Annotated in this window: 17 protein-coding genes; 15 read left to right on the plus strand and 2 right to left on the minus strand. The window is 67.5% G+C overall.

Going from position 1 to position 17,098, the window contains the following annotated elements:
• The 9 genes from SF06_RS12620 (at position 1) to SF06_RS12660 (ending at position 7,463) form a co-directional block, all read left to right on the plus strand.
• Complete coding sequence (locus tag SF06_RS12620) at positions 1-348, plus strand: DUF4389 domain-containing protein (RefSeq protein ID WP_039561795.1); 348 nt, start codon at positions 1-3, stop codon at positions 346-348.
• Positions 345-800 carry a phosphohistidine phosphatase SixA gene (gene sixA / locus SF06_RS12625; RefSeq protein WP_039561798.1) on the plus strand — a complete coding sequence of 152 codons (456 nt, stop codon included), beginning with the start codon at positions 345-347 and terminating at the stop codon, positions 798-800. Before SF06_RS12620 ends, sixA begins: the two co-directional genes overlap by 4 nt.
• 126 nt (positions 801-926) lie before the next feature.
• The gene (locus SF06_RS12630; RefSeq protein ID WP_437123596.1) at positions 927-2,654 is read left to right on the plus strand and encodes an AMP-binding protein; all 1,728 of its coding nucleotides are present in this window, start codon (positions 927-929) and stop codon (positions 2,652-2,654) included.
• Complete coding sequence (locus SF06_RS12635) at positions 2,599-3,039, plus strand: hotdog fold thioesterase (RefSeq protein ID WP_039561800.1); 441 nt, start codon at positions 2,599-2,601, stop codon at positions 3,037-3,039. The genes SF06_RS12630 and SF06_RS12635 overlap by 56 nt, the downstream gene beginning before the upstream one ends.
• A 106-nt stretch (positions 3,040-3,145) precedes the next feature.
• Positions 3,146-3,940: an alpha/beta fold hydrolase gene (locus SF06_RS12640; RefSeq protein ID WP_039561893.1), complete on the plus strand. Its 795-nt coding sequence runs from the start codon at positions 3,146-3,148 to the stop codon at positions 3,938-3,940.
• Positions 3,937-4,800, plus strand: coding sequence for an alpha/beta hydrolase (locus tag SF06_RS12645; RefSeq protein ID WP_039561803.1), 864 nt, complete (start codon positions 3,937-3,939; stop codon positions 4,798-4,800). Before SF06_RS12640 ends, SF06_RS12645 begins: the two co-directional genes overlap by 4 nt.
• 52 nt (positions 4,801-4,852) lie before the next feature.
• The gene (locus SF06_RS12650) at positions 4,853-5,515 is read left to right on the plus strand and encodes a glutathione S-transferase family protein (protein ID WP_039561805.1); all 663 of its coding nucleotides are present in this window, start codon (positions 4,853-4,855) and stop codon (positions 5,513-5,515) included.
• Between the two features lie 7 nt (positions 5,516-5,522).
• Positions 5,523-6,326 (plus strand): DUF4892 domain-containing protein, encoded by an 804-nt coding sequence (locus tag SF06_RS12655; RefSeq protein WP_039606317.1) that lies wholly within the window; start codon positions 5,523-5,525, stop codon positions 6,324-6,326.
• A 66-nt stretch (positions 6,327-6,392) separates the two neighbouring features.
• A complete protein-coding gene (locus SF06_RS12660) occupies positions 6,393-7,463 on the plus strand; it encodes an AI-2E family transporter (protein WP_027589731.1) in 1,071 nt (356 codons plus the stop codon).
• 9 nt (positions 7,464-7,472) lie between these two features.
• Here the strand turns inward: SF06_RS12660 and SF06_RS12665 are convergent, their stop codons facing one another.
• Positions 7,473-8,456 (minus strand): patatin-like phospholipase family protein, encoded by a 984-nt coding sequence (locus tag SF06_RS12665; RefSeq protein WP_027589732.1) that lies wholly within the window; start codon positions 8,454-8,456, stop codon positions 7,473-7,475.
• Positions 8,457-8,588: 132 nt separating this feature from the next.
• Between SF06_RS12665 and selD the strand changes: the two genes are divergently transcribed.
• The 6 genes from selD to SF06_RS12695 all read left to right on the plus strand — a co-directional run bounded on the left by selD (position 8,589) and on the right by SF06_RS12695 (position 15,507).
• Complete coding sequence (selD, locus tag SF06_RS12670; RefSeq protein WP_039561807.1) at positions 8,589-9,623, plus strand: selenide, water dikinase SelD; 1,035 nt, start codon at positions 8,589-8,591, stop codon at positions 9,621-9,623.
• Complete coding sequence (gene mnmH / locus SF06_RS12675; RefSeq protein ID WP_039561808.1) at positions 9,623-10,723, plus strand: tRNA 2-selenouridine(34) synthase MnmH; 1,101 nt, start codon at positions 9,623-9,625, stop codon at positions 10,721-10,723. The genes selD and mnmH overlap by 1 nt, the downstream gene beginning before the upstream one ends.
• A 130-nt stretch (positions 10,724-10,853) precedes the next feature.
• On the plus strand, positions 10,854-11,759 hold the full coding sequence (locus SF06_RS12680) for an AAA family ATPase (RefSeq protein ID WP_039561809.1): 906 nt from the start codon (positions 10,854-10,856) through the stop codon (positions 11,757-11,759).
• A complete protein-coding gene (locus SF06_RS12685; protein WP_065365685.1) occupies positions 11,759-12,700 on the plus strand; it encodes a DUF58 domain-containing protein in 942 nt (313 codons plus the stop codon). Before SF06_RS12680 ends, SF06_RS12685 begins: the two co-directional genes overlap by 1 nt.
• Positions 12,701-12,705: 5 nt before the next feature.
• Positions 12,706-14,655: a transglutaminase TgpA family protein gene (locus SF06_RS12690; protein WP_039561811.1), complete on the plus strand. Its 1,950-nt coding sequence runs from the start codon at positions 12,706-12,708 to the stop codon at positions 14,653-14,655.
• A gap of 60 nt (positions 14,656-14,715) precedes the next feature.
• Positions 14,716-15,507, plus strand: a complete 792-nt coding sequence (locus tag SF06_RS12695; protein WP_027589738.1) for an acyl-CoA thioesterase — start codon at positions 14,716-14,718, stop codon at positions 15,505-15,507.
• Between the two features lie 45 nt (positions 15,508-15,552).
• On the opposite strand, the gene SF06_RS12700 is transcribed toward SF06_RS12695, so the two are convergent.
• Positions 15,553-17,028, minus strand: a complete 1,476-nt coding sequence (locus SF06_RS12700; protein WP_027589739.1) for a methyl-accepting chemotaxis protein — start codon at positions 17,026-17,028, stop codon at positions 15,553-15,555.
• Positions 17,029-17,098 lie beyond the last annotated feature (70 nt).

The following is a 17,098-nucleotide window of genomic DNA, read 5'->3' on the forward strand; positions in this document are numbered from 1 at the left end:
ATGCAGGACCCGAAAGCCGAACTGCGCCGCGAAGCCTTGTTGCTGCGCGTACTGTGGATGCTGGTATTCGTCATCGTCTGGCAGCTTGCCGAGCTGGTGCTGCTCTGCCTGGTGGTGGTGCAGTTGCTGGTGCGCCTGGTGCAGGGCGAACCGAACCGGGCGCTGATGGATTTCGGCGACAGCCTGAGCCGCTATCTGGCCCAGATCGGCCGTTTCGAGGCCTTCCACAGCGATCGCAAGCCCTGGCCATTCGCCGACTGGCCGGCTGCACGCGCTCCGGAGCGGGATGTCGAGCCGGTTGCGCCGGCGCCGGTCAAGCCCGCAGACGATACCGCGCCCCGCCCATGAGGCTCTGGTTGCTGCGCCACGGCGAAGCGCAACGCTTCGCCCCGCAGGATGCCTTGCGGGCGCTGACCGAACAGGGGCGTCGGGAGGTGCTGGAAAGCGCAGCCCAGCTGCGCGGGCGACCCCTTGAAGCCATCCTGGCCAGCCCGTACGTGCGGGCCCGCCAGACGGCCGAGCTGGTTGCCGAGACGCTGGGCTACCCCGGCGTGGTGGAAATCCAGGCCTGGCTGACGCCGGACAGTGACCCCGCGGATGCGTTGAGTCAGCTGTTCCGGCGGCCCGAAGGCGAGTTGCTGGTGGTCACTCACCAGCCCTTCGTCGGCGCGCTGGCCGGGCTGTTGCTGCACGGCCACCGCCAGTCCCCGCTGCCCATGCGGACCGCCGCACTGGTCGGCCTGGAGGGGGATTACCTGCTCGCTGGCGCCATGGACCTGCTCGTCCAGCCTTCCCGCTAAGCTTTTTGGTGATGGTTGCAGCCGCAGCGGCAGTCGTCGCTTGCGCAATCGGCGAACCCGTGAAACATTAACCAAGCAAGTGCTTGGTAGTCTAAAAAACAACAACAAGAAAATGGAGGGACGCCGGTGGCCATCACGCAACCGTTGCTGCCGCTAGAGCAATTCTATTGGCGCGAGAAACGACACCCCGATCGGCGCTACCTGATCCAGCCCCAGGCAGGCGGACAGGTGGAAGAGCTGACCTGGGGGCAAGTGGGCGAGCAGGCCCGCCGCGCGGCAGCCTGGCTGCGGCAGCTGGAGCTGGCACCGGGCAGTCGCATTGCAATCATTTCCAAGAACTGCGCGCACTGGATTGTCGCCGACCTGGCAATCTGGATGGCCGGACACGTTTCCGTGCCGCTCTATCCCAACCTCACCGCCGAGTCGGTACGCCAGATCCTCGAGCACTCGGAAAGCGCTGTAGCGTTCATCGGCAAGCTGGACGACTGGCCGGCCATGGCCCCTGGCGTCCCCGAGGGGGTACGCACCGTCGGCTTGCCGCTGCGGCCCACGGGCCGCTTCGATCATCTGTGGAGCGACCTGCAGGCCTGCACGCCGATCACCGACAACCCGGCTCCCCAGGCCTGTCGGCTGGCCACCATCATCTACACCTCCGGCACCACCGGCGTACCCAAGGGCGTGATGCACAGCTTTGGCAACTTCGGCTTCACCGGCAGGCAAGCGGTCGCGCTGTTCGGTGTGCAGGAGGGGGACCGGGGCCTTTCCTACCTGCCGCTGTGCCATGTGGCCGAGCGTATCTTCGTCGAGGTGGTGTCGTTCTACGGGGGGCAGACGGTGTATTTCGCCGAGAGCCTGGATACCTTCATTCACGATATCCGCCGTGCCCGGCCCACCCTGTTCTTCGCCGTGCCACGCATCTGGACCAAGTTCCAGCACGGCGTATTCGCGCGCATGTCGCCGCGCCGGCTGGATGTCCTCATGAAGCTGCCCGTTCTCGGCGGCCTGCTGCGGCGCAAGGTGCTCGCCGGCCTGGGCCTGGATGCCGTGCGCTATGCCTTTTCCGGTGGTGCGCCGGTGCCCGAGTCGCTGCTGGATTGGTACCGGCGGCTCGGCCTGGAGATTAACGAGGTCTACGGGATGACCGAGAACTGCGGCTACTCGCACGTCGGCCGCCCGGGCGAACGCAAGCCAGGCTGGATCGGGCGCAGCAATCCGGGCGTGGAGGTACGTATCAGCACCGAGGGCGAAGTGCAGGTGCGCAGCCAGGCGGTCATGCAGGGCTACTACAAGGAGCCATCGATGACCGCCGATACCCTGACCGAGGACGGCTTCCTGCGCACGGGCGACAAGGGCGAGCTGGACGGCAGCGGATTCCTGCGCTTGACCGGGCGCATCAAGGAAATCTTCAAGACCAGCAAGGGCAAGTACGTGGCGCCGGCGCCCATCGAGAACCGCCTGGCGGAACACGAGCAGATCGAGCTGGTCTGTGTCGTCGGCGACGGGCTGCCCAGGCCAATGGCCCTCTGCGTGCTGTCGGAAACCGGCAAGGCGCAGGCGCGCGAGCACCTGGAAGGGCATCTCCATCGGCTGCTGGGTGACGTCAACGCCGGGCTCGACAAGCATGAACAGCTCAAGGGACTGGTGATCATCGGCGACCTGTGGGCGGTGGAGAACGGCTTTCTCACCCCGACGCTGAAGATCCGCCGGGCCATGGTGGAGCGCCATTACGGCCACTGTTTCGAGGCATGGGGCGAGCACGCACGGGCGGTGCTCTGGCATGACGGCAAGGAGAACGGGCATGGCGATCTGGCGACAGACTCCGGATCTCGAGCGGCTCACAGCCCAGCTGGCTGACACCATTGGCGAGCTGCTCGACATCCGCTTCGAGGCATTCGATGCCGACACGCTGACCGCCAGCATGGTGGTCGACCGACGAACCCATCAGCCCTACGGCCTGCTGCACGGCGGCGCCTCGGTGGTGCTCGCCGAGACCCTGGGCTCGATGGCCAGCTACCTGTGCCTCGACCCACAGACCCACTATTGCGTGGGACTGGAGGTCAACGCCAACCACCTGCGGGCGCTGCGCAGCGGTCGGGTCACCGCCGTGGCCCGGCCGGTGCACCTGGGACGCACCACCCACGTCTGGGATATCCGCCTGCACGGAAAGGACGGCAAGCCCAGCTGTATCGCGCGGCTGACCGTGGCGGTGGTCCCCCACGCCGCGCAGCCACCGACCTGATGTTGGCTTGGCCGGAGTGCCGTCCTGTGCGGCGCTTCCGGCCGTTGCCGGTGGCCTGCGGGAAAGCAACAATCCCGGCCTGTTTTTCACGCCGCCAGACCCGCCGATGTCCCGTGTCCTGTTCTTCGCCCACGCCAACGGATTTCCGTCGGAAACCTACCGCAAGCTCTTTACCGGGCTGGAGCCCGACTACCGTATCCATCGCCTGGCACAGCACGGCCATGACCCGCGTTTTCCGGTGGATGACAACTGGGGCAATCTGGTCGTCGAGCTGATCGAGTCGCTGGAGCGCCTCGACGGGCCGGTCTGGGGTGTTGGTCATTCGTTGGGCGGCATCCTGCATTTCCATGCGGCCCTGCGTCGACCGGAACTGTACCGGGGCGTGGTGATGTTGGATTCGCCGCTGCTGACGGTGGTCGACCGGCTGGCCATCCGCGCCGCCAAACGCTTCGGTTTCATCGACCGGCTCACCCCGGCCGGCCGTAGCCTGGGCCGTCGCGACCGTTTCGCCGACCACGCGCAAGCCCGCGCGTATTTCGCCGGCAAGGCGCTGTTTCGCCGTTTCGACCCCGACTGTCTGGACGATTATGTCCGCCATGGCCTGGCGCCGGCCGAGGATGGTCTGCGCCTGAGGTTCGATCCGGCTACCGAAATCGACATCTACCGCAGCGTGCCGCACCGGGTTCCAGGCAGGCCGCAGCGCCTGGCCGTCCCCCTGGCCATGGTGCGCGGGCGCGACAGCCGCACCGTGCTGCCCCATCATGTACGCCTGGCCCGGCGACTGCCGCGTGGCGAGTGTCTTTCGGTGCCGGGTAGCCACATGTTTCCGCTGGAACGCCCGCAACACACCGCCGAATTGCTGCGCGGCCTGTTGCATCGCTGGGAGGAGCAAGCCCCATGACCGCCCGGGTCGAAGAAATCCGTCTCAACCTGCCCCATGTCGAACTGGCTGCGCACCTGTACGGCCCCGAGGATGGCCGGCCGGTACTGGCCCTGCACGGCTGGCTGGACAACGCCGCCACGTTCGCCCGGCTTGCGCCGAAGCTGGAGGGGCTGCGCATCGTCGCGCTGGACTTCGCCGGTCACGGCCACTCTGCTCACCGGGGCGCCGGCGCTGGCTACCAGTTGTGGGACTACGTCATGGACGTGCTGCTGGTAGCCGAAGAGCTGGGCTGGCAGCGCTTCTCGCTGCTCGGCCATTCCCTGGGCGGCATCATTTCCATGATGCTGGCCTCGTCGATGCCCGATCGGGTCGAGCGGCTGGCGCTGATCGACGGCCTGGTGCCCTATGTCGGCGAGGCCGAGCAGGCGCCGCAGAAGCTTGGCGAGGCCCTGCAGGCGCAGCTGAACCTGCGCACCAAGCGCAAGCCGGTGTATGCCACCCTCGAGCAGGCCGTCGAGGCGCGCATGAAAGGGGTGGGAGATGTTTCCCGCGAGGCGGCGGAACTGCTGGCCGTCCGCGGGCTGATGCCGGTGCCGGGCGGTTACACCTGGCGCACCGATGCGCGGTTGACCCTGCCCAGCCCGCTGCGCCTGACCCGCGCGCATGCCCGGGCCTTTGTCGAAGCGCTGCGCTGTCCGGTCGATCTGGTGGTGGCTGAGCAGGGCATGCTGGCGAGTGAACAGCTGCTGATGACGTGGCTCACCCTGCTGCCGATCACTGTGCATCGCCTGCCCGGGGGCCATCACCTGCATCTGGATGACGAGGCGGGCGCACAGGCCGTCGCAGACTGTTTCAATCGAGCCTTTGCCGTGCCTTGACTTGCGCCGGCCAACTGGCGAGGCTGCAAGCCACTGTGAGTGGAGAGCAGCCATGATTGATCTGTATACGGCCGATACCCCCAACGGCTTCAAGGTGTCCATCGCCCTCGAGGAGCTGAGCCTGCCCTACGAGGTGCATGCGCTCAGTTTCGCCAACCGGGAGCAGAAGGCGCCCGAGTATCTGAAGATCAACCCCAACGGACGCATTCCCGCCATTGTCGATCGCGACAATGACCATTTCGCCGTGTTCGAATCCGGTGCCATTCTGATCTATCTGGCCGAGAAGACCGGGCGCCTGATGCCAAGCGATTTCAAGGGCCGCTCCACGGTGATCCAGTGGCTGATGTTCCAGATGGGCGGTGTCGGCCCCATGCAGGGTCAGGCCAACGTCTTCTATCGCTACTTCCCGGAAAAGATTCCCGCCGCCATCGAGCGCTACCAGAACGAAACCCGTCGGCTGTACGAGGTGCTCGATAGCCGCCTTGGCCAAGTGGAGTACCTGGCCGGCGACTACAGCATCGCCGACATCGCCACCTTCCCGTGGGTGCGTATCCATGACTGGGCGGGGGTGAGCGTGGACGGTCTGGAGCATCTGCAGCGCTGGATGACCGCGCTGGAGGCCCGGCCTGCAGTGCAACGCGGGCTGCAGGTGCCGCCCAGCACCAAGGCCGAGGCCGAACAGGTGAAAGCCGCCCAGTCGATCCTGGTCCGGTGAGGTGCGGATGCGTCAGTTCCTGATCGGTTCCCTGTTCCTGAATCTCATCGCCCTGCCGGTTACTTACGCCGAGGAGGTGCGGTTGCCCGAGTTGCCGGTGCCGCAGCAAGCGCAGTTGAGTGAGGCACGCGAAAGCGAGGGCGTTCAGCGCGTCTATCCGCAGGCATCGATCAGCCGCATCAGCGGACGTCTGCGTATCGACCAGTCCATCGAAACCCGGGGGCGGCTCACTGCACTCACCTGGGAACTGCCGGATGAGCGTCATCTGGGCGAGGCATTCGCCCAGGCCCGTCTGGCGCTGCTCGAGCAGGGCGCGCAACTGCTCTACTGGTGCGAAGGGCGTGACTGCGGCTCCAGCAGCCTGTGGGCCAACAGCATCTTCGGCAACGCCCGCCTGTACGGCCCGGACAACCAGCAGGGCTACATGCTGCTGCGTCTGGATGAGCCCCGTGCCGACAGCCTGCTGGCGCTGTACATGATCACCCGCGGCAACCGCCGCGCCTACCTGCACGCCGAGCGCCTGGACGCCGACGCCCCACTGGGCAGGGTGCTGCCCAGCGCCGCCACGCTGCTGCGGCAGCTGCGCGAGCACGGCTCGCTGGCGCTGCGCGACCTGTCAGGGGAGCCGGACCCGGAGTGGGTCAGTGTGCTGGTGCGGGCCCTGAACCTCGACAGCACCCTGCGTGTCAGTCTGGCCGGCCCCCAGGCGGCGGCCTGGCGCGACGCCCTGGTGGCGCGTAATGTGCGTGCCGGTCGCCTGGAGCTGGCGGCGAATGGTGGCGACGGACTGCGTATCGAACTGCTGCGCTGATGATCCTGCGTACCCGGGCCCCGCGAGCCCTGATCACCTTGTGCCGCCGGGAGCGGCTGACCTCCGATGATGAGCAATGACCGCCTGCTGATTCAGATTCTGCTGTTGAGCCTGCTGGGCGCCAGCCTGTGGGTGCTGGCGCCCTTCGTGTCCGCCCTGTTCTGGGCAGCGGTGCTGGCCTTCGCGTCCTGGCCGCTGATGCGCTTGCTGACCCGCTGGCTGTCGGGGCGCCAGACGGTGGCCGCTGCCGTGCTGACCGCCGGCTGGATGCTGCTGGTGGCGGTGCCGCTGGTCCTGCTGGGGCTGAACATGGCGGATCATCTGCGTGATCTGAATGCGCTGATCCATGACCTGCAGGACGCCGGCCTGCCGCCGGCGCCAGCCTGGCTGGTCGAGATTCCGCTGATTGGCGACTGGCTGCGTGACACCTGGCGCGAGCTCGACGAGCAGGGCACGGCGCTGTTCGATGCCCTGCGCCCGCACCTGGGCTTCCTGGGCAACTGGCTGCTGGGGCGCAGCGCGCAGATTGCCGGCGGCATGATCGAACTGGCGCTGAGCCTGGTGCTGGTGTTCTTCTTCTACCGCGACGGCCCCCGCCTGTCGGCCTTCGTGCACAGCGTGCTGGAACGCCTGATCGGTCGGCGCGCGGACCACTATCTGGAGCTGGTGGCCGCCACCATCCAGCGGGTGGTCAACGGCGTAATCGGGACCGCGGCGGCGCAAGCCGCGCTGGCCGGCATCGGCCTTGCCATTGCCGGGGTGCCCGGCGTACTGCCGCTGGCCCTGCTGACCTTCGTGCTCAGCCTGATTCCCATGGGGCCGCCGCTGGTGTGGATTCCCGCCACCGTATGGCTGGTGGGCCAGGAGGCGTATGGCATGGCGATTTTCCTGGCCGTGTGGGGCACCTTCGTGATCAGCGGCGTGGACAACGTGCTCAAGCCCTACCTGATCAGCCGGGGCGGCAATCTGCCGCTGGTGGTGGTGCTGCTCGGCGTGTTCGGCGGCATCCTGGCCTTCGGCTTCATGGGCCTGTTCCTCGGGCCCACCCTGCTGGCGGTGGCCTACAGCCTGCTCAATGACTGGGTCGGCAAGGCGGAGGAGCAGAAAGCCGCCGAGACGGGCGGGCCGGTGCTGTAGGTCTCACGGTCAGGCCGTGTCTTCGTAATTGTCCAGGGTGTCGCTGGCGATCTGCCGGCCCAGTGCGATGAGTTCTTGGGCGCGGTGGAAGTCGAAGAAGCGACAGACCTTGCGCGGCACGTTGATCAGGATGTCCGGCGGATAGCCGGCGATCTTGTACTGGGCCAGCGAGGTCTGCATGGCCTCGAAGCTCTGGTTGACCAGTTCCAGCAGCGACGCCGGACCGACCTGGTCCACCACGCGCGTGCCGCTGGCCGAACGCGGCGAGCCTGGTTTGAGCGGCGCGGCGATCGGTTGCTGGGCTTCCGGATCGGCCTCCTCGGGAGCGCTCGGCGCATGGCCGTTGCCATTGCCGGTGCGCATGAAGGGCAGGCGGTGGAGCATGCCTTCGAAGCGGTTGCGCATCGCGGGCGGACGCTCGATCTCCGGCAGGCGGTAATGGCGATGCCCGGCGGCGTTGAGGTTGACCGCCACGATCAGGTCGCTATGGCTGGAGACCACCGGCACGATGGGCAGGGGGTTGAGCAGGCCGCCATCCACCAGCGTGCGCTGGTCCTGCAGGACCGGGGTGAAGATGCTGGGAATCGCCGCCGAGGCGCGCATGGCCTGGTGCAGGTCGCCTTCCTGGAACCAGATTTCCTGCTGGTTGGTGAGGTCGGTGGCCACCGCCGTGAACGGGATCGCCAGGTCCTCGATGTTCACCTCGCCGAGGATTTCGCGAATGCGCCCGAAGACCTTCTCGCCGCGCATCATGCCCAGCGAGAAACTCACGTCCACCAGGCGCAGCACGTCCAGGTAGTCGAGGCTTTCGATCCAGGCGCGGTATTCCGGTAGCTTGCCGGCGGCGTAGATGCCGCCCACCACCGCGCCCATCGAGCAACCGGCGATGCAGGTGATCTCGTAGCCGCGCCGTTCCAGCTCCTCGATGACGCCAATATGGGCGTAGCCGCGTGCCCCGCCCGAGCCCAGCACCAGTGCCACCCGCTTGCCCATATCGTTCCCTCGTCAAAAGGGGGGACGATAGCGCGGCGCCTCTGTCGTCGCCAAGCCCGACGTAGGCGCGGACAGAGGGGCCCACAGAGCGCTAGAATCCCCGCCCCGATCTGAACCTCGCCCGGAGACGCCATGCCCGAGACCATTCGCCTGACCCAGTACAGCCACGGTGCCGGCTGCGGTTGCAAGATTTCCCCGAAGGTGCTCGATGTGATCCTGGCCGGCAGCGGTGCGCAGAACCTCGATCCGGCCCTGTGGGTCGGCAACGCCTCCCGTGACGATGCCGCCGTGTATGGTATCGACGGCGAACGCGGGGTGGTCTCCACCACCGACTTCTTCATGCCCATCGTCGACGACCCGTTCGATTTCGGCCGCATCGCTGCGACCAACGCCATCAGCGACATCTATGCCATGGGCGGCGACCCGCTGATGGCCATCGCCATCCTCGGCTGGCCGGTGAACGTGCTGGCGCCGGAAGTTGCCCGTGAGGTGGTGGCGGGCGGGCGCGCTGCCTGCGAGGCGGCCGGCATCCCGTTGGCGGGCGGACATTCCATCGACGCGCCGGAGCCGATCTTCGGCCTGGCCGTCACCGGCCTGGTCGACAAGCGCCACCTCAAGCGCAACGACACGGCCAGCGCCGGCGCGCGCCTGTACCTGACCAAGCCGCTGGGCATCGGCATCTACACCACGGCGGAAAAGAAGGCCGCCCTGCGTGCCGAGGATGTCGGCGTGGCGCGCGATCTGATGTGCACCCTGAACCGCGCCGGCAGCCGCTTTGGCCGGCTGGAAGGGGTGCAGGCGATGACCGACGTCACCGGCTTCGGCCTGCTCGGCCATCTGCTGGAAATGGCCGACGGCAGCGGCCTGTCGGCCCGGGTGGCGTTCGACCGGGTGCCGCGCCTGCCGGCGGTGGAGCACTACCTCGAACAGGGCTGCGTGCCCGGCGGCACCCATCGCAACTTCGACAGCTATGGCCAGCGGGCCGCCCCCCTGGAGGAGCTGCACAAGCTGCTGCTGTGCGACCCGCAGACCTCGGGTGGCCTGCTGGTGGCCGTGGCCCCGGAAGGCGAGGCGGAATTCCTCTCCGTGGCGGCCGAGCTGGGCATGAGTCTTTCGCCCATCGGCGAGCTGACGGAGCGACAGCAGTATTCTGTCCAGGTGATCTGATGCGAGAAAACAGCAGTAACTACCGCGACCTTTTCCTCAACGACCGGCCACTGATGGACGTGCGGGCGCCCATCGAGTTTCGCAAGGGCGCCTTTCCGCAGGCCATCAATCGGCCGTTGATGGAGGACGCGGAGCGCGAAAAGGTTGGTACCTGCTACAAGCAGCGTGGGCAAGAGGCGGCCATCGAGCTGGGGCATCGCCTGGTGTCGGGGGCGGTGAAGGAGCAACGCATTGCGGCCTGGGCGGCCTTCGCCCGCGCCAATCCCGAGGGCTATCTGTACTGCTTCCGCGGCGGCCTGCGTTCGCAGATCGTCCAGCAGTGGCTGAAGAGCGAGGCGGGCATCGACTATCCGCGCGTGGTGGGTGGCTACAAGGCCATGCGCACCTTCCTGATCGATACCACCGAGCAAGCCATGGCCCAGTGCCGCTTCGTGGTGCTCGGTGGCTACACCGGCATCGGCAAGACCGAAGTCCTGGCGCAACTGCCCAGCGCGCTGGATCTGGAAGGCCACGCCAATCATCGCGGTTCCAGCTTCGGCCGCCACGCCACGCCACAGCCGGGGCAGATCGACTTCGACAACCGGCTGGCCATCGACATCCTCAAGAAGCGCGCTGCCGGCTTCGAGCATTTCGTCCTGGAAGACGAGGGGCGCATGGTGGGCAGCTGCTCGCTGCCGCTGTCCCTGTGCCGGGGCATGCAGGAATATCCGCTGGTCTGGCTGGAGGACAGTTTCGAGAACCGTGTCGAACGCATCCTCAAGGACTACGTCATCGACCTGCTGGCCGAGTTCGTCGCCCTGCACGGCGCCGAGCAGGGCTTCCCCGTGTTCGCCGAGCGGCTGCGCCAGAGCCTGTCGAATATCCAGCGCCGCCTTGGCGGCGAGCGTGCCCAGCGCCTGCTGGCGCTGATGGACGAGGCGCTGGCGGAGCAGGCCAGAAGCGGCGCGGTGGATCTGCACCGCGCCTGGATCGAAGGCCTGCTGCGCGAGTACTACGACCCCATGTACGCCTTCCAGCAGGAGAAGAAGCGCGAGCGGGTGATCTTTACCGGCAATCGCGAAGAGGTCATCGGCTACCTGGCGCGGCTGACCTGCCGCTAGCGTTTGCGCCGCGGCGTGCAGAATGTGCACGCTGCACGGCCAGGCGTCCGGCCAGTTCACAGAATCGCCGCGCGCGGCCTTGCCCGCCTTGGAGTGGTCAGTAGCATCGACCGCTCATCAAGGAGGCTGCATGCGCACGAAACTGGAACGCTGCCTGGCGGCAGTAAACGAGGTGGTGCTGGGCAAGGAAGCGCAGGTGCGTCTGGCCATGGCCTGCCTGCTGGCCCGGGGACATCTGCTGATCGAAGACCTGCCCGGCATGGGCAAGACCACCCTCAGCCATACCCTGGCGCGTGTGCTGGGGCTGGGCTTCCAGCGTATCCAGTTCACTGCGGACCTGCTGCCGGGCGACATTCTCGGCACTTCGGTGTTCGACCCGCGCAGCGGCCGCTTCACTTTCCATCCGGGGCCGATCTTCGCCGAGCTGGTGCTGGCCGATGAAATCAATCGCGCCACGCCGAAAAGCCAGAGTGCGCTGCTGGAGGCGATGGAAGAAGGACAGGTGACCCATGAGGGCACCACCCATGCGCTGCCGTCGCCTTTCTTCGTCATTGCCACCCAGAATCCCAGCAACCAGGGTGGCACCTTCGCGCTGCCGGAATCGCAGCTGGACCGTTTCCTGATGCGCCTGTCGCTGGGGTATCCAGCGCTGGCCGCCGAGCGGGATCTGCTGCTGGGCACGACACGTCGCGCGCTGCTGGCGCATATCCAGCCGCTGCTCGAACCCGGTGAGCTGGCCGAGGCGCAGCAGGCGGTCAGCGCCGTGCATGCCAGCACCGCCGTGGTGGACTATGTGCTGCGCCTGGCCACCGTGACCCGCCAGTCCGATGCCTTTGGCAGCGGCCTGTCACCGCGCGCCACCCTGGCGCTGCTGGCCGCGGCGCGGGCCTGGGCCTGGCTGGCCGGGCGCGAATACCTGATTCCCGAGGATGTCCAGGCGGTGCTGCCGGCCGTGGCCGGGCATCGACTGGGCCATGACAGCAACAGCGGGGATGCGCAGGTGCGCCGGCTGCTGGACGAAGTGCCGGTGCTGTGATGCCTGCACTGCGGGGGGAGCGCTGGCTGATGCGGCGGCTCCCGGCGGCCCGGCATGTTCGCCTGGCGCCGCGCCAGGTGTTCATCCTGCCCACCCGCGCAGGATGGGCGCTCGCGGCTGCAGTGGGGCCCATGTTGCTGGTGGCGGTCAATTACCAGAACAGTCCGGCCTATGCGCTGACCTTCCTGTTGGTATCGCTGGCGCTGGTGTCGCTGCTGCATGCCTGGCGCACGTTGCTCGGCGTAGAGCTGCGCGCGGGGCCCGCGGAGTCCACCTTCGCCGGCCAGGCCGCCTGCTTTCAGATATTCCTCGGGGCCGACAGTGCCCGTTCCGCCATCGCGCTGGGCTGGCCCGGTATGGAACGCGTCCTGGTTGATATTCCTGAGACGGGCGAGGCCCGCGTCGAACTGCTGCTGCCGGCGCTACGCCGAGGCTGGCTGGTGGCGCCGCGCCTGCGTGTGGAAAGCCGTTTCCCATTGGGTTTGTGGGTAGCCTGGAGCGGGGTGGACCTGCAGCAGCAGGCGCTGGTGTATCCGCAGCCGACCAGCGGGTCGCCGATGCGTAGTCGTGCCGGCGGTGGCGACGGCGATGGCCAGCCGGCGGGCGAGGGGGTGGACGACTTTCGCGGCCTGCGCCAGCACCAGCCCGCCGATGGCGCACGTCGGCTGGACTGGAAGGCCTTCTCGCGCGGGCAGGGGCTGCGCGTGAAGGAGTTTGCCGCGTGGGCCGGCGGCGACTGGCTGCTGGACCTGGACAGCCTGCCTGGCCCGCTGGAGGAACGCCTGTCGCGCTTGTGCCAGGCGGTGCTGGAATTGTGCTCCGAGGGACGGCCCTTCGAATTACGCGTGGCGGGCAAGCGCCTGGGACCGGCAATCGGCGCAGCCCATCGCGAGGCCTGCTTGCGCGCGCTGGCATTGCACGGCCTGGGGGAAGCCTCGTGAGCCATATGCCGCGTCACGCACTGAGCTGGCTGCTGACCGCGCAGTTGCTGGTCATTCTGCCGTTCGTGGCGTACCTGCCGGCTTGGTTGGTGCTGCTCTGGCTGGGCTGTGCCGCGTGGCGGGTCCAGGTGTACCGCATGCGCGTGCCCTTGCCGCCGTCGTGGCTCAAGGGCTTGCTGCTGCTGGCCGTGCTGCTGGGGCTGGCGCTGTCCAGCTCGGGCTTCGATCTGAACGCGGCCGCCGCGCTGCTGGTTGCCGCATTCATCCTCAAGGTGCTGGAAATGCACCGGCGGCGCGATGCGCTGGTGGTGGTTTTCCTGGGGTTCTTCGTGCTGGTGACCGGCTTCCTGTTCGATTCCGGTCTGCTGGCCACCCTGTACAGTCTGGTGCCCTTCGTCGCGCTGCTGGCAGCGCTGATCGGCCTGCAAGAAAGCGAGCTGGCCCGGCGACCCGTCCGGACCCTGCGCCTGGCCGGCACGCTGCTGCTGCAGGCATTGCCGCTGCTGCTGGTGCTGTTCGTGCTGTTCCCGCGTCTGGGACCGCTGTGGTCATTGCCCCAGGTGAAGCAGCAGGGTGTCAGCGGCCTGTCCGACCGCATGGCGCCGGGCGACATTGTCGAACTGAGCCAGTCCAGCGCGCTGGCCTTTCGGGTCGGCTTCGACGGGGCGGCACCTCCGCGTACTGAACTGTACTGGCGGGCGCTGACCCTGGAGCGCTTCGACGGTCGCGAATGGAGCCAGGACGCCGCACCTGCCTGGCCGAGCGCGCCCCAGTGGCAAGCACAGGGCGAGCCGCTGCGCTACAGCGTGGTGATGGAGCCCAGTAATCGCACCTGGCTGTATGGCCTGGATGTCGCGCAAACCGAGCTGCCGCGCGTACGCCAGGGGGCCGACTTCCGGCTGGAACACTGGCGGCCGGTGGATCAGCCGTTGCTTTACCCGGTCACCTCATGGCCGGCTGCGGTGCGCGAATTAACTGCGCCTGCGGCTACCCTGCAGCGGGCCTTGCAGCTGCCCGACGCGGGCAACCCGCAGGCGCGGCTCTGGGCCAGGCAGTTGCGTGCGGATCACGACCAGCCTCAGGCACTGGTACAGGCCATGCTCAGCCATTTCCGCGAGCAGCCCTACGTCTACAGCCTGCGCCCGCCGCCGGTGGGCGTGCACATCATTGATGACTTCCTGTTTGCCAGCCGCAAGGGCTTCTGCCTGCACTATGCCGGCGCCATGACCTTCGTGCTGCGTGCCGCCGGAATTCCCGCGCGCCTGGTGGTGGGGTACCAGGGCGGGGAATACAACCCGAGCGGCAACTACCTCACGGTGCGCCAGTTCGATGCCCATGCCTGGGTGGAATACTGGTTGCCGGAGCTGGGCTGGCAGCGTGTCGATCCGACCTTTGCGGTGGCCCCCGAGCGTATCGAGCAGGGCCTGGAGCAGGCCGTCGATGAGGAGCAAAGTTTCCTCGCCGATGCGCCGCTTAACCTGCTGCGCTATCGGGATATCAGCTGGCTGAACGGTTTGCGCCTGGGCTGGGAGCGCATCAACTACGGCTGGCAGCGCTGGGTGCTGGGCTATCAGGCCGATCAGCAATGGCGCGTGCTGAAGGAGTGGTTTGGCATTCTCGACGGGCGGGCCTTGGCCGGGGCCTTGCTTCTGCTGCTGGGTGCGCCGCTCCTGCTGCTGACGGTCTGGCTGATTGCTCCCTGGCGGCGACGTGCGGACCCGCTGTCGCGGCAGTATGCCCGCTTCGAGGCGTTGCTGGCCCGGCACGGCCTGCGCCGCGCTATCGGGGAAGGCCCCCGGGACTTTGCCGAACGGGCGGCACAGGCCCTGGCGGCGCAGCGTGAACCGATCCTCACCTTCGCCCGGCTGCACGAACAGGCCCGCTATGCCGATCAGTCTCAGTCGGGGCACGGGCTGCGAGCAGCCCTCACCCGGCTGCGGCGTTGCCTGCGCTGAGCGGCTTCTGCTGCGCCGTCGCGCTGGCTAAGCTGCGCCTTACCCGCAATGGAGTCAGTGATGAATTTCTTTGAATTGATGCAAATTCCGTCGGATAGCGCCATTCGCATCCCCGCGCACTGGGGACAGGGCCGCTCCGTGTTCGGCGGCCTGGCCGCCGCGCTGGTCTACAAGGCCTTGCGCGAGCGTGCGCCGGCCGATCGCCCGGTGCGTTCGCTGGCGATCACTTTCGTGGCGCCGATGCAGTGCGAAGCATCGGTACACCTCGAGGTGGAGGTGCTGCGCGAGGGGCGCGCCGTCAGCCAGTTGCTGGGCCGGGCGCTGCAGAACGGCGAAGTGGTGACCCTGGTGCAGGCCAGCTTCGGCGCCGGGCGCCCGTCTGTCGTGGCGGTGGACGCCGAGCCGGCGCCAGCGCTGAAAGCGCCTGACGAGTGTCAGAGTTTCCCCTACCTTCCGGGCATCACGCCGGAGTTCACCCGTCATCTGGAAATGAACTGGGGGCAGGGTGGCCTGCCGTTCTCCGCCACGCCGGCCCGGGAGATGGGTGGCTGGGTACGCCTGCGCGGTGAATCACCACACCAGCCGGTGGACGAGGCGGCCTTGCTGGCGCTCGTGGATGCGTGGCCACCGGCGCTGCTGAGTCACCTGTCGCGCCCGGCGCCGGGCAGTTCGCTGACCTGGACCATCGAATTCGTGCAGCCGCTGCCGGTGGCGGACGTCGGCGAATACTTCCTCTATCAGGCGCGCATCGAACATGCCCGCGACGGCTATGGGCATGTGGCCGCCAACCTGTGGACAGCCGGCGGCGAGCTGGCGGCCATCAGTCGTCAGACCGTGGTGGTCTTCGACTAAGCGAAAGCGCCTGGGCTCGCCCAGTCACTTTCGCGCGAGGAAGGGTTACAGCTTCAGCTTGCCGATGGCCCGGTTCAGCTCGCTGGCCAGGTTGGCCAGCTCGGTGCTGGTGGTGGTCGAATCGCGGGTCTGCAGCACGGTTTTCTCCGAGAAGTCGCGGATGCCGATCACCGAACGGGTCATTTCCTCCGCCACCTGGCTCTGCTGCTGGGCGGCGGTGGCGATTTGCATGTTGCTGTCGCGCATCTGTTCGACAGCCTGGGCGATCTCCGCCAGCGCCTGCTCCGCTTCGCGGGCCAGCTGCACGCAGTCATCGGCGCGCAACGAGCTTTCCCGCATGAACTCCACTGCGTCCCGGGTGCCGCCCTGCAGGGTGCCAACCATCGCGGTGATCTCGTCTGTGGAGTCCTGCACCCGGCGGGCCAGGTTGCGCACCTCATCGGCCACCACCGCAAAACCGCGCCCCTGCTCGCCGGCGCGCGCCGCCTCGATGGCGGCGTTGAGCGCCAGCAGGTTGGTCTGTTCGGCGATGCCGTGAATCACGTTGACCACGCCACTGATCTTCTCGCTGTCCTGGGCCAGCCGTTCGACCATTTGCGCGGTTTCCTGGATGCCGTCGGAGAGTCCGGCGATGGACTGCTCCACGCGCGCCACCACCGACTGGCCGGTGCTGGCCAGCCGGTCCGCCGCCAGTGACTGGTCACGGGTGTCGGCGGCGTGCTGGGCAATGTGGTGCACGGTCACCGACATCTCGTTGATCGCCGTGGCGGTCTGATCGGTTTCGCTCTGCTGGCCGACCATGCCCTGCTGTACCTGGCCCATGGCGGTCGCCAGGCGCGTGGCGCCTTCGTCCAGCTGCGCGGCGCTTTGCGCCACCACGCCGACGATGCGCTGGTAGCCGGCCTGCATGGCATTGAAGGCGCTGGCCATCTCGCCGACCTCGTCACGGCTGTCCAGGGGGACACGGGCGGAAAGATCGCCACTGCGCTCGACATGCAGCATCACCCCGCGCAGGGTGTTCAGGTGGGTGAGCAGGAAGCGGATCAGCAGTTGCGAGCTGGCCAGCAGCATCAGCATCAGCACCAGCACCGCCAGCGCGTAACTGCTGGCCCGTTCGAAGAACACCTCACCCAGACCGGCGCCTACTGCCAGCACGGCGGCTCGGCGGCCGTCAGCCAGCTCGACCACGTGTGCGCCGATCAGCGGCTGGCGATCGAAGAGATCGTGCTCCAGCGCCGTCCAGCCGCTCTGCCGCGACAGCGGCAGCGGGGCGCCATTGCGCCGCGGCTGTCCGTCCGGCGCATACACCAGCACCCGGTCGCTGGCCGGCAGAGCCGTGCCCGCCGGCCAGCGGGCCAGCAGCTCGGCCTGGGCCTGGGCCTGCTGGCGCGCCGCCGTCCCCCGCGCATCCTGCTCCTGATGCATGGCGAACAACACCAGCAGCAGGGTTATGGCGAAGGAGACGGCGTTCAGCGCCCAGAATTTGTATTTGAGAGAAAGATCGCGAAGGTGGAGTCCCATGGGATGGTCTTTTTATCGTTATAGGAATGTGACGCAGGCAACACTATATCGGCCATATGCCAGCCGGCAT

This window comes from Pseudomonas flexibilis, assembly GCF_000802425.1.
Classification (GTDB): domain Bacteria; phylum Pseudomonadota; class Gammaproteobacteria; order Pseudomonadales; family Pseudomonadaceae; genus Serpens; species Serpens flexibilis.

What these genes read in the sequence shown, in the direction of transcription:
- SF06_RS12640 (WP_039561893.1), top strand. Translation starts at nt 3,146, where the DNA reads ATGTCCCGTGTCCTGTTCTTCGCCCACGCCAACGGATTTCCGTCGGAA.
- SF06_RS12695 (WP_027589738.1), top strand. Translation starts at nt 14,716, where the DNA reads ATGAATTTCTTTGAATTGATGCAAATTCCGTCGGATAGCGCCATTCGC.
- SF06_RS12660 (WP_027589731.1), top strand. Translation starts at nt 6,393, where the DNA reads ATGATGAGCAATGACCGCCTGCTGATTCAGATTCTGCTGTTGAGCCTG.
- SF06_RS12650 (WP_039561805.1), top strand. Translation starts at nt 4,853, where the DNA reads ATGATTGATCTGTATACGGCCGATACCCCCAACGGCTTCAAGGTGTCC.
- SF06_RS12700 (WP_027589739.1), bottom strand. Translation starts at nt 17,028, where the DNA reads ATGGGACTCCACCTTCGCGATCTTTCTCTCAAATACAAATTCTGGGCG.
- SF06_RS12620 (WP_039561795.1), top strand. Translation starts at nt 1, where the DNA reads ATGCAGGACCCGAAAGCCGAACTGCGCCGCGAAGCCTTGTTGCTGCGC.
- SF06_RS12680 (WP_039561809.1), top strand. Translation starts at nt 10,854, where the DNA reads ATGCGCACGAAACTGGAACGCTGCCTGGCGGCAGTAAACGAGGTGGTG.
- selD (WP_039561807.1), top strand. Translation starts at nt 8,589, where the DNA reads ATGCCCGAGACCATTCGCCTGACCCAGTACAGCCACGGTGCCGGCTGC.
- mnmH (WP_039561808.1), top strand. Translation starts at nt 9,623, where the DNA reads ATGCGAGAAAACAGCAGTAACTACCGCGACCTTTTCCTCAACGACCGG.
- sixA (WP_039561798.1), top strand. Translation starts at nt 345, where the DNA reads ATGAGGCTCTGGTTGCTGCGCCACGGCGAAGCGCAACGCTTCGCCCCG.
- SF06_RS12690 (WP_039561811.1), top strand. Translation starts at nt 12,706, where the DNA reads ATGCCGCGTCACGCACTGAGCTGGCTGCTGACCGCGCAGTTGCTGGTC.
- SF06_RS12635 (WP_039561800.1), top strand. Translation starts at nt 2,599, where the DNA reads ATGGCGATCTGGCGACAGACTCCGGATCTCGAGCGGCTCACAGCCCAG.
- SF06_RS12685 (WP_065365685.1), top strand. Translation starts at nt 11,759, where the DNA reads ATGCCTGCACTGCGGGGGGAGCGCTGGCTGATGCGGCGGCTCCCGGCG.
- SF06_RS12655 (WP_039606317.1), top strand. Translation starts at nt 5,523, where the DNA reads ATGCGTCAGTTCCTGATCGGTTCCCTGTTCCTGAATCTCATCGCCCTG.
- SF06_RS12665 (WP_027589732.1), bottom strand. Translation starts at nt 8,456, where the DNA reads ATGGGCAAGCGGGTGGCACTGGTGCTGGGCTCGGGCGGGGCACGCGGC.
- SF06_RS12645 (WP_039561803.1), top strand. Translation starts at nt 3,937, where the DNA reads ATGACCGCCCGGGTCGAAGAAATCCGTCTCAACCTGCCCCATGTCGAA.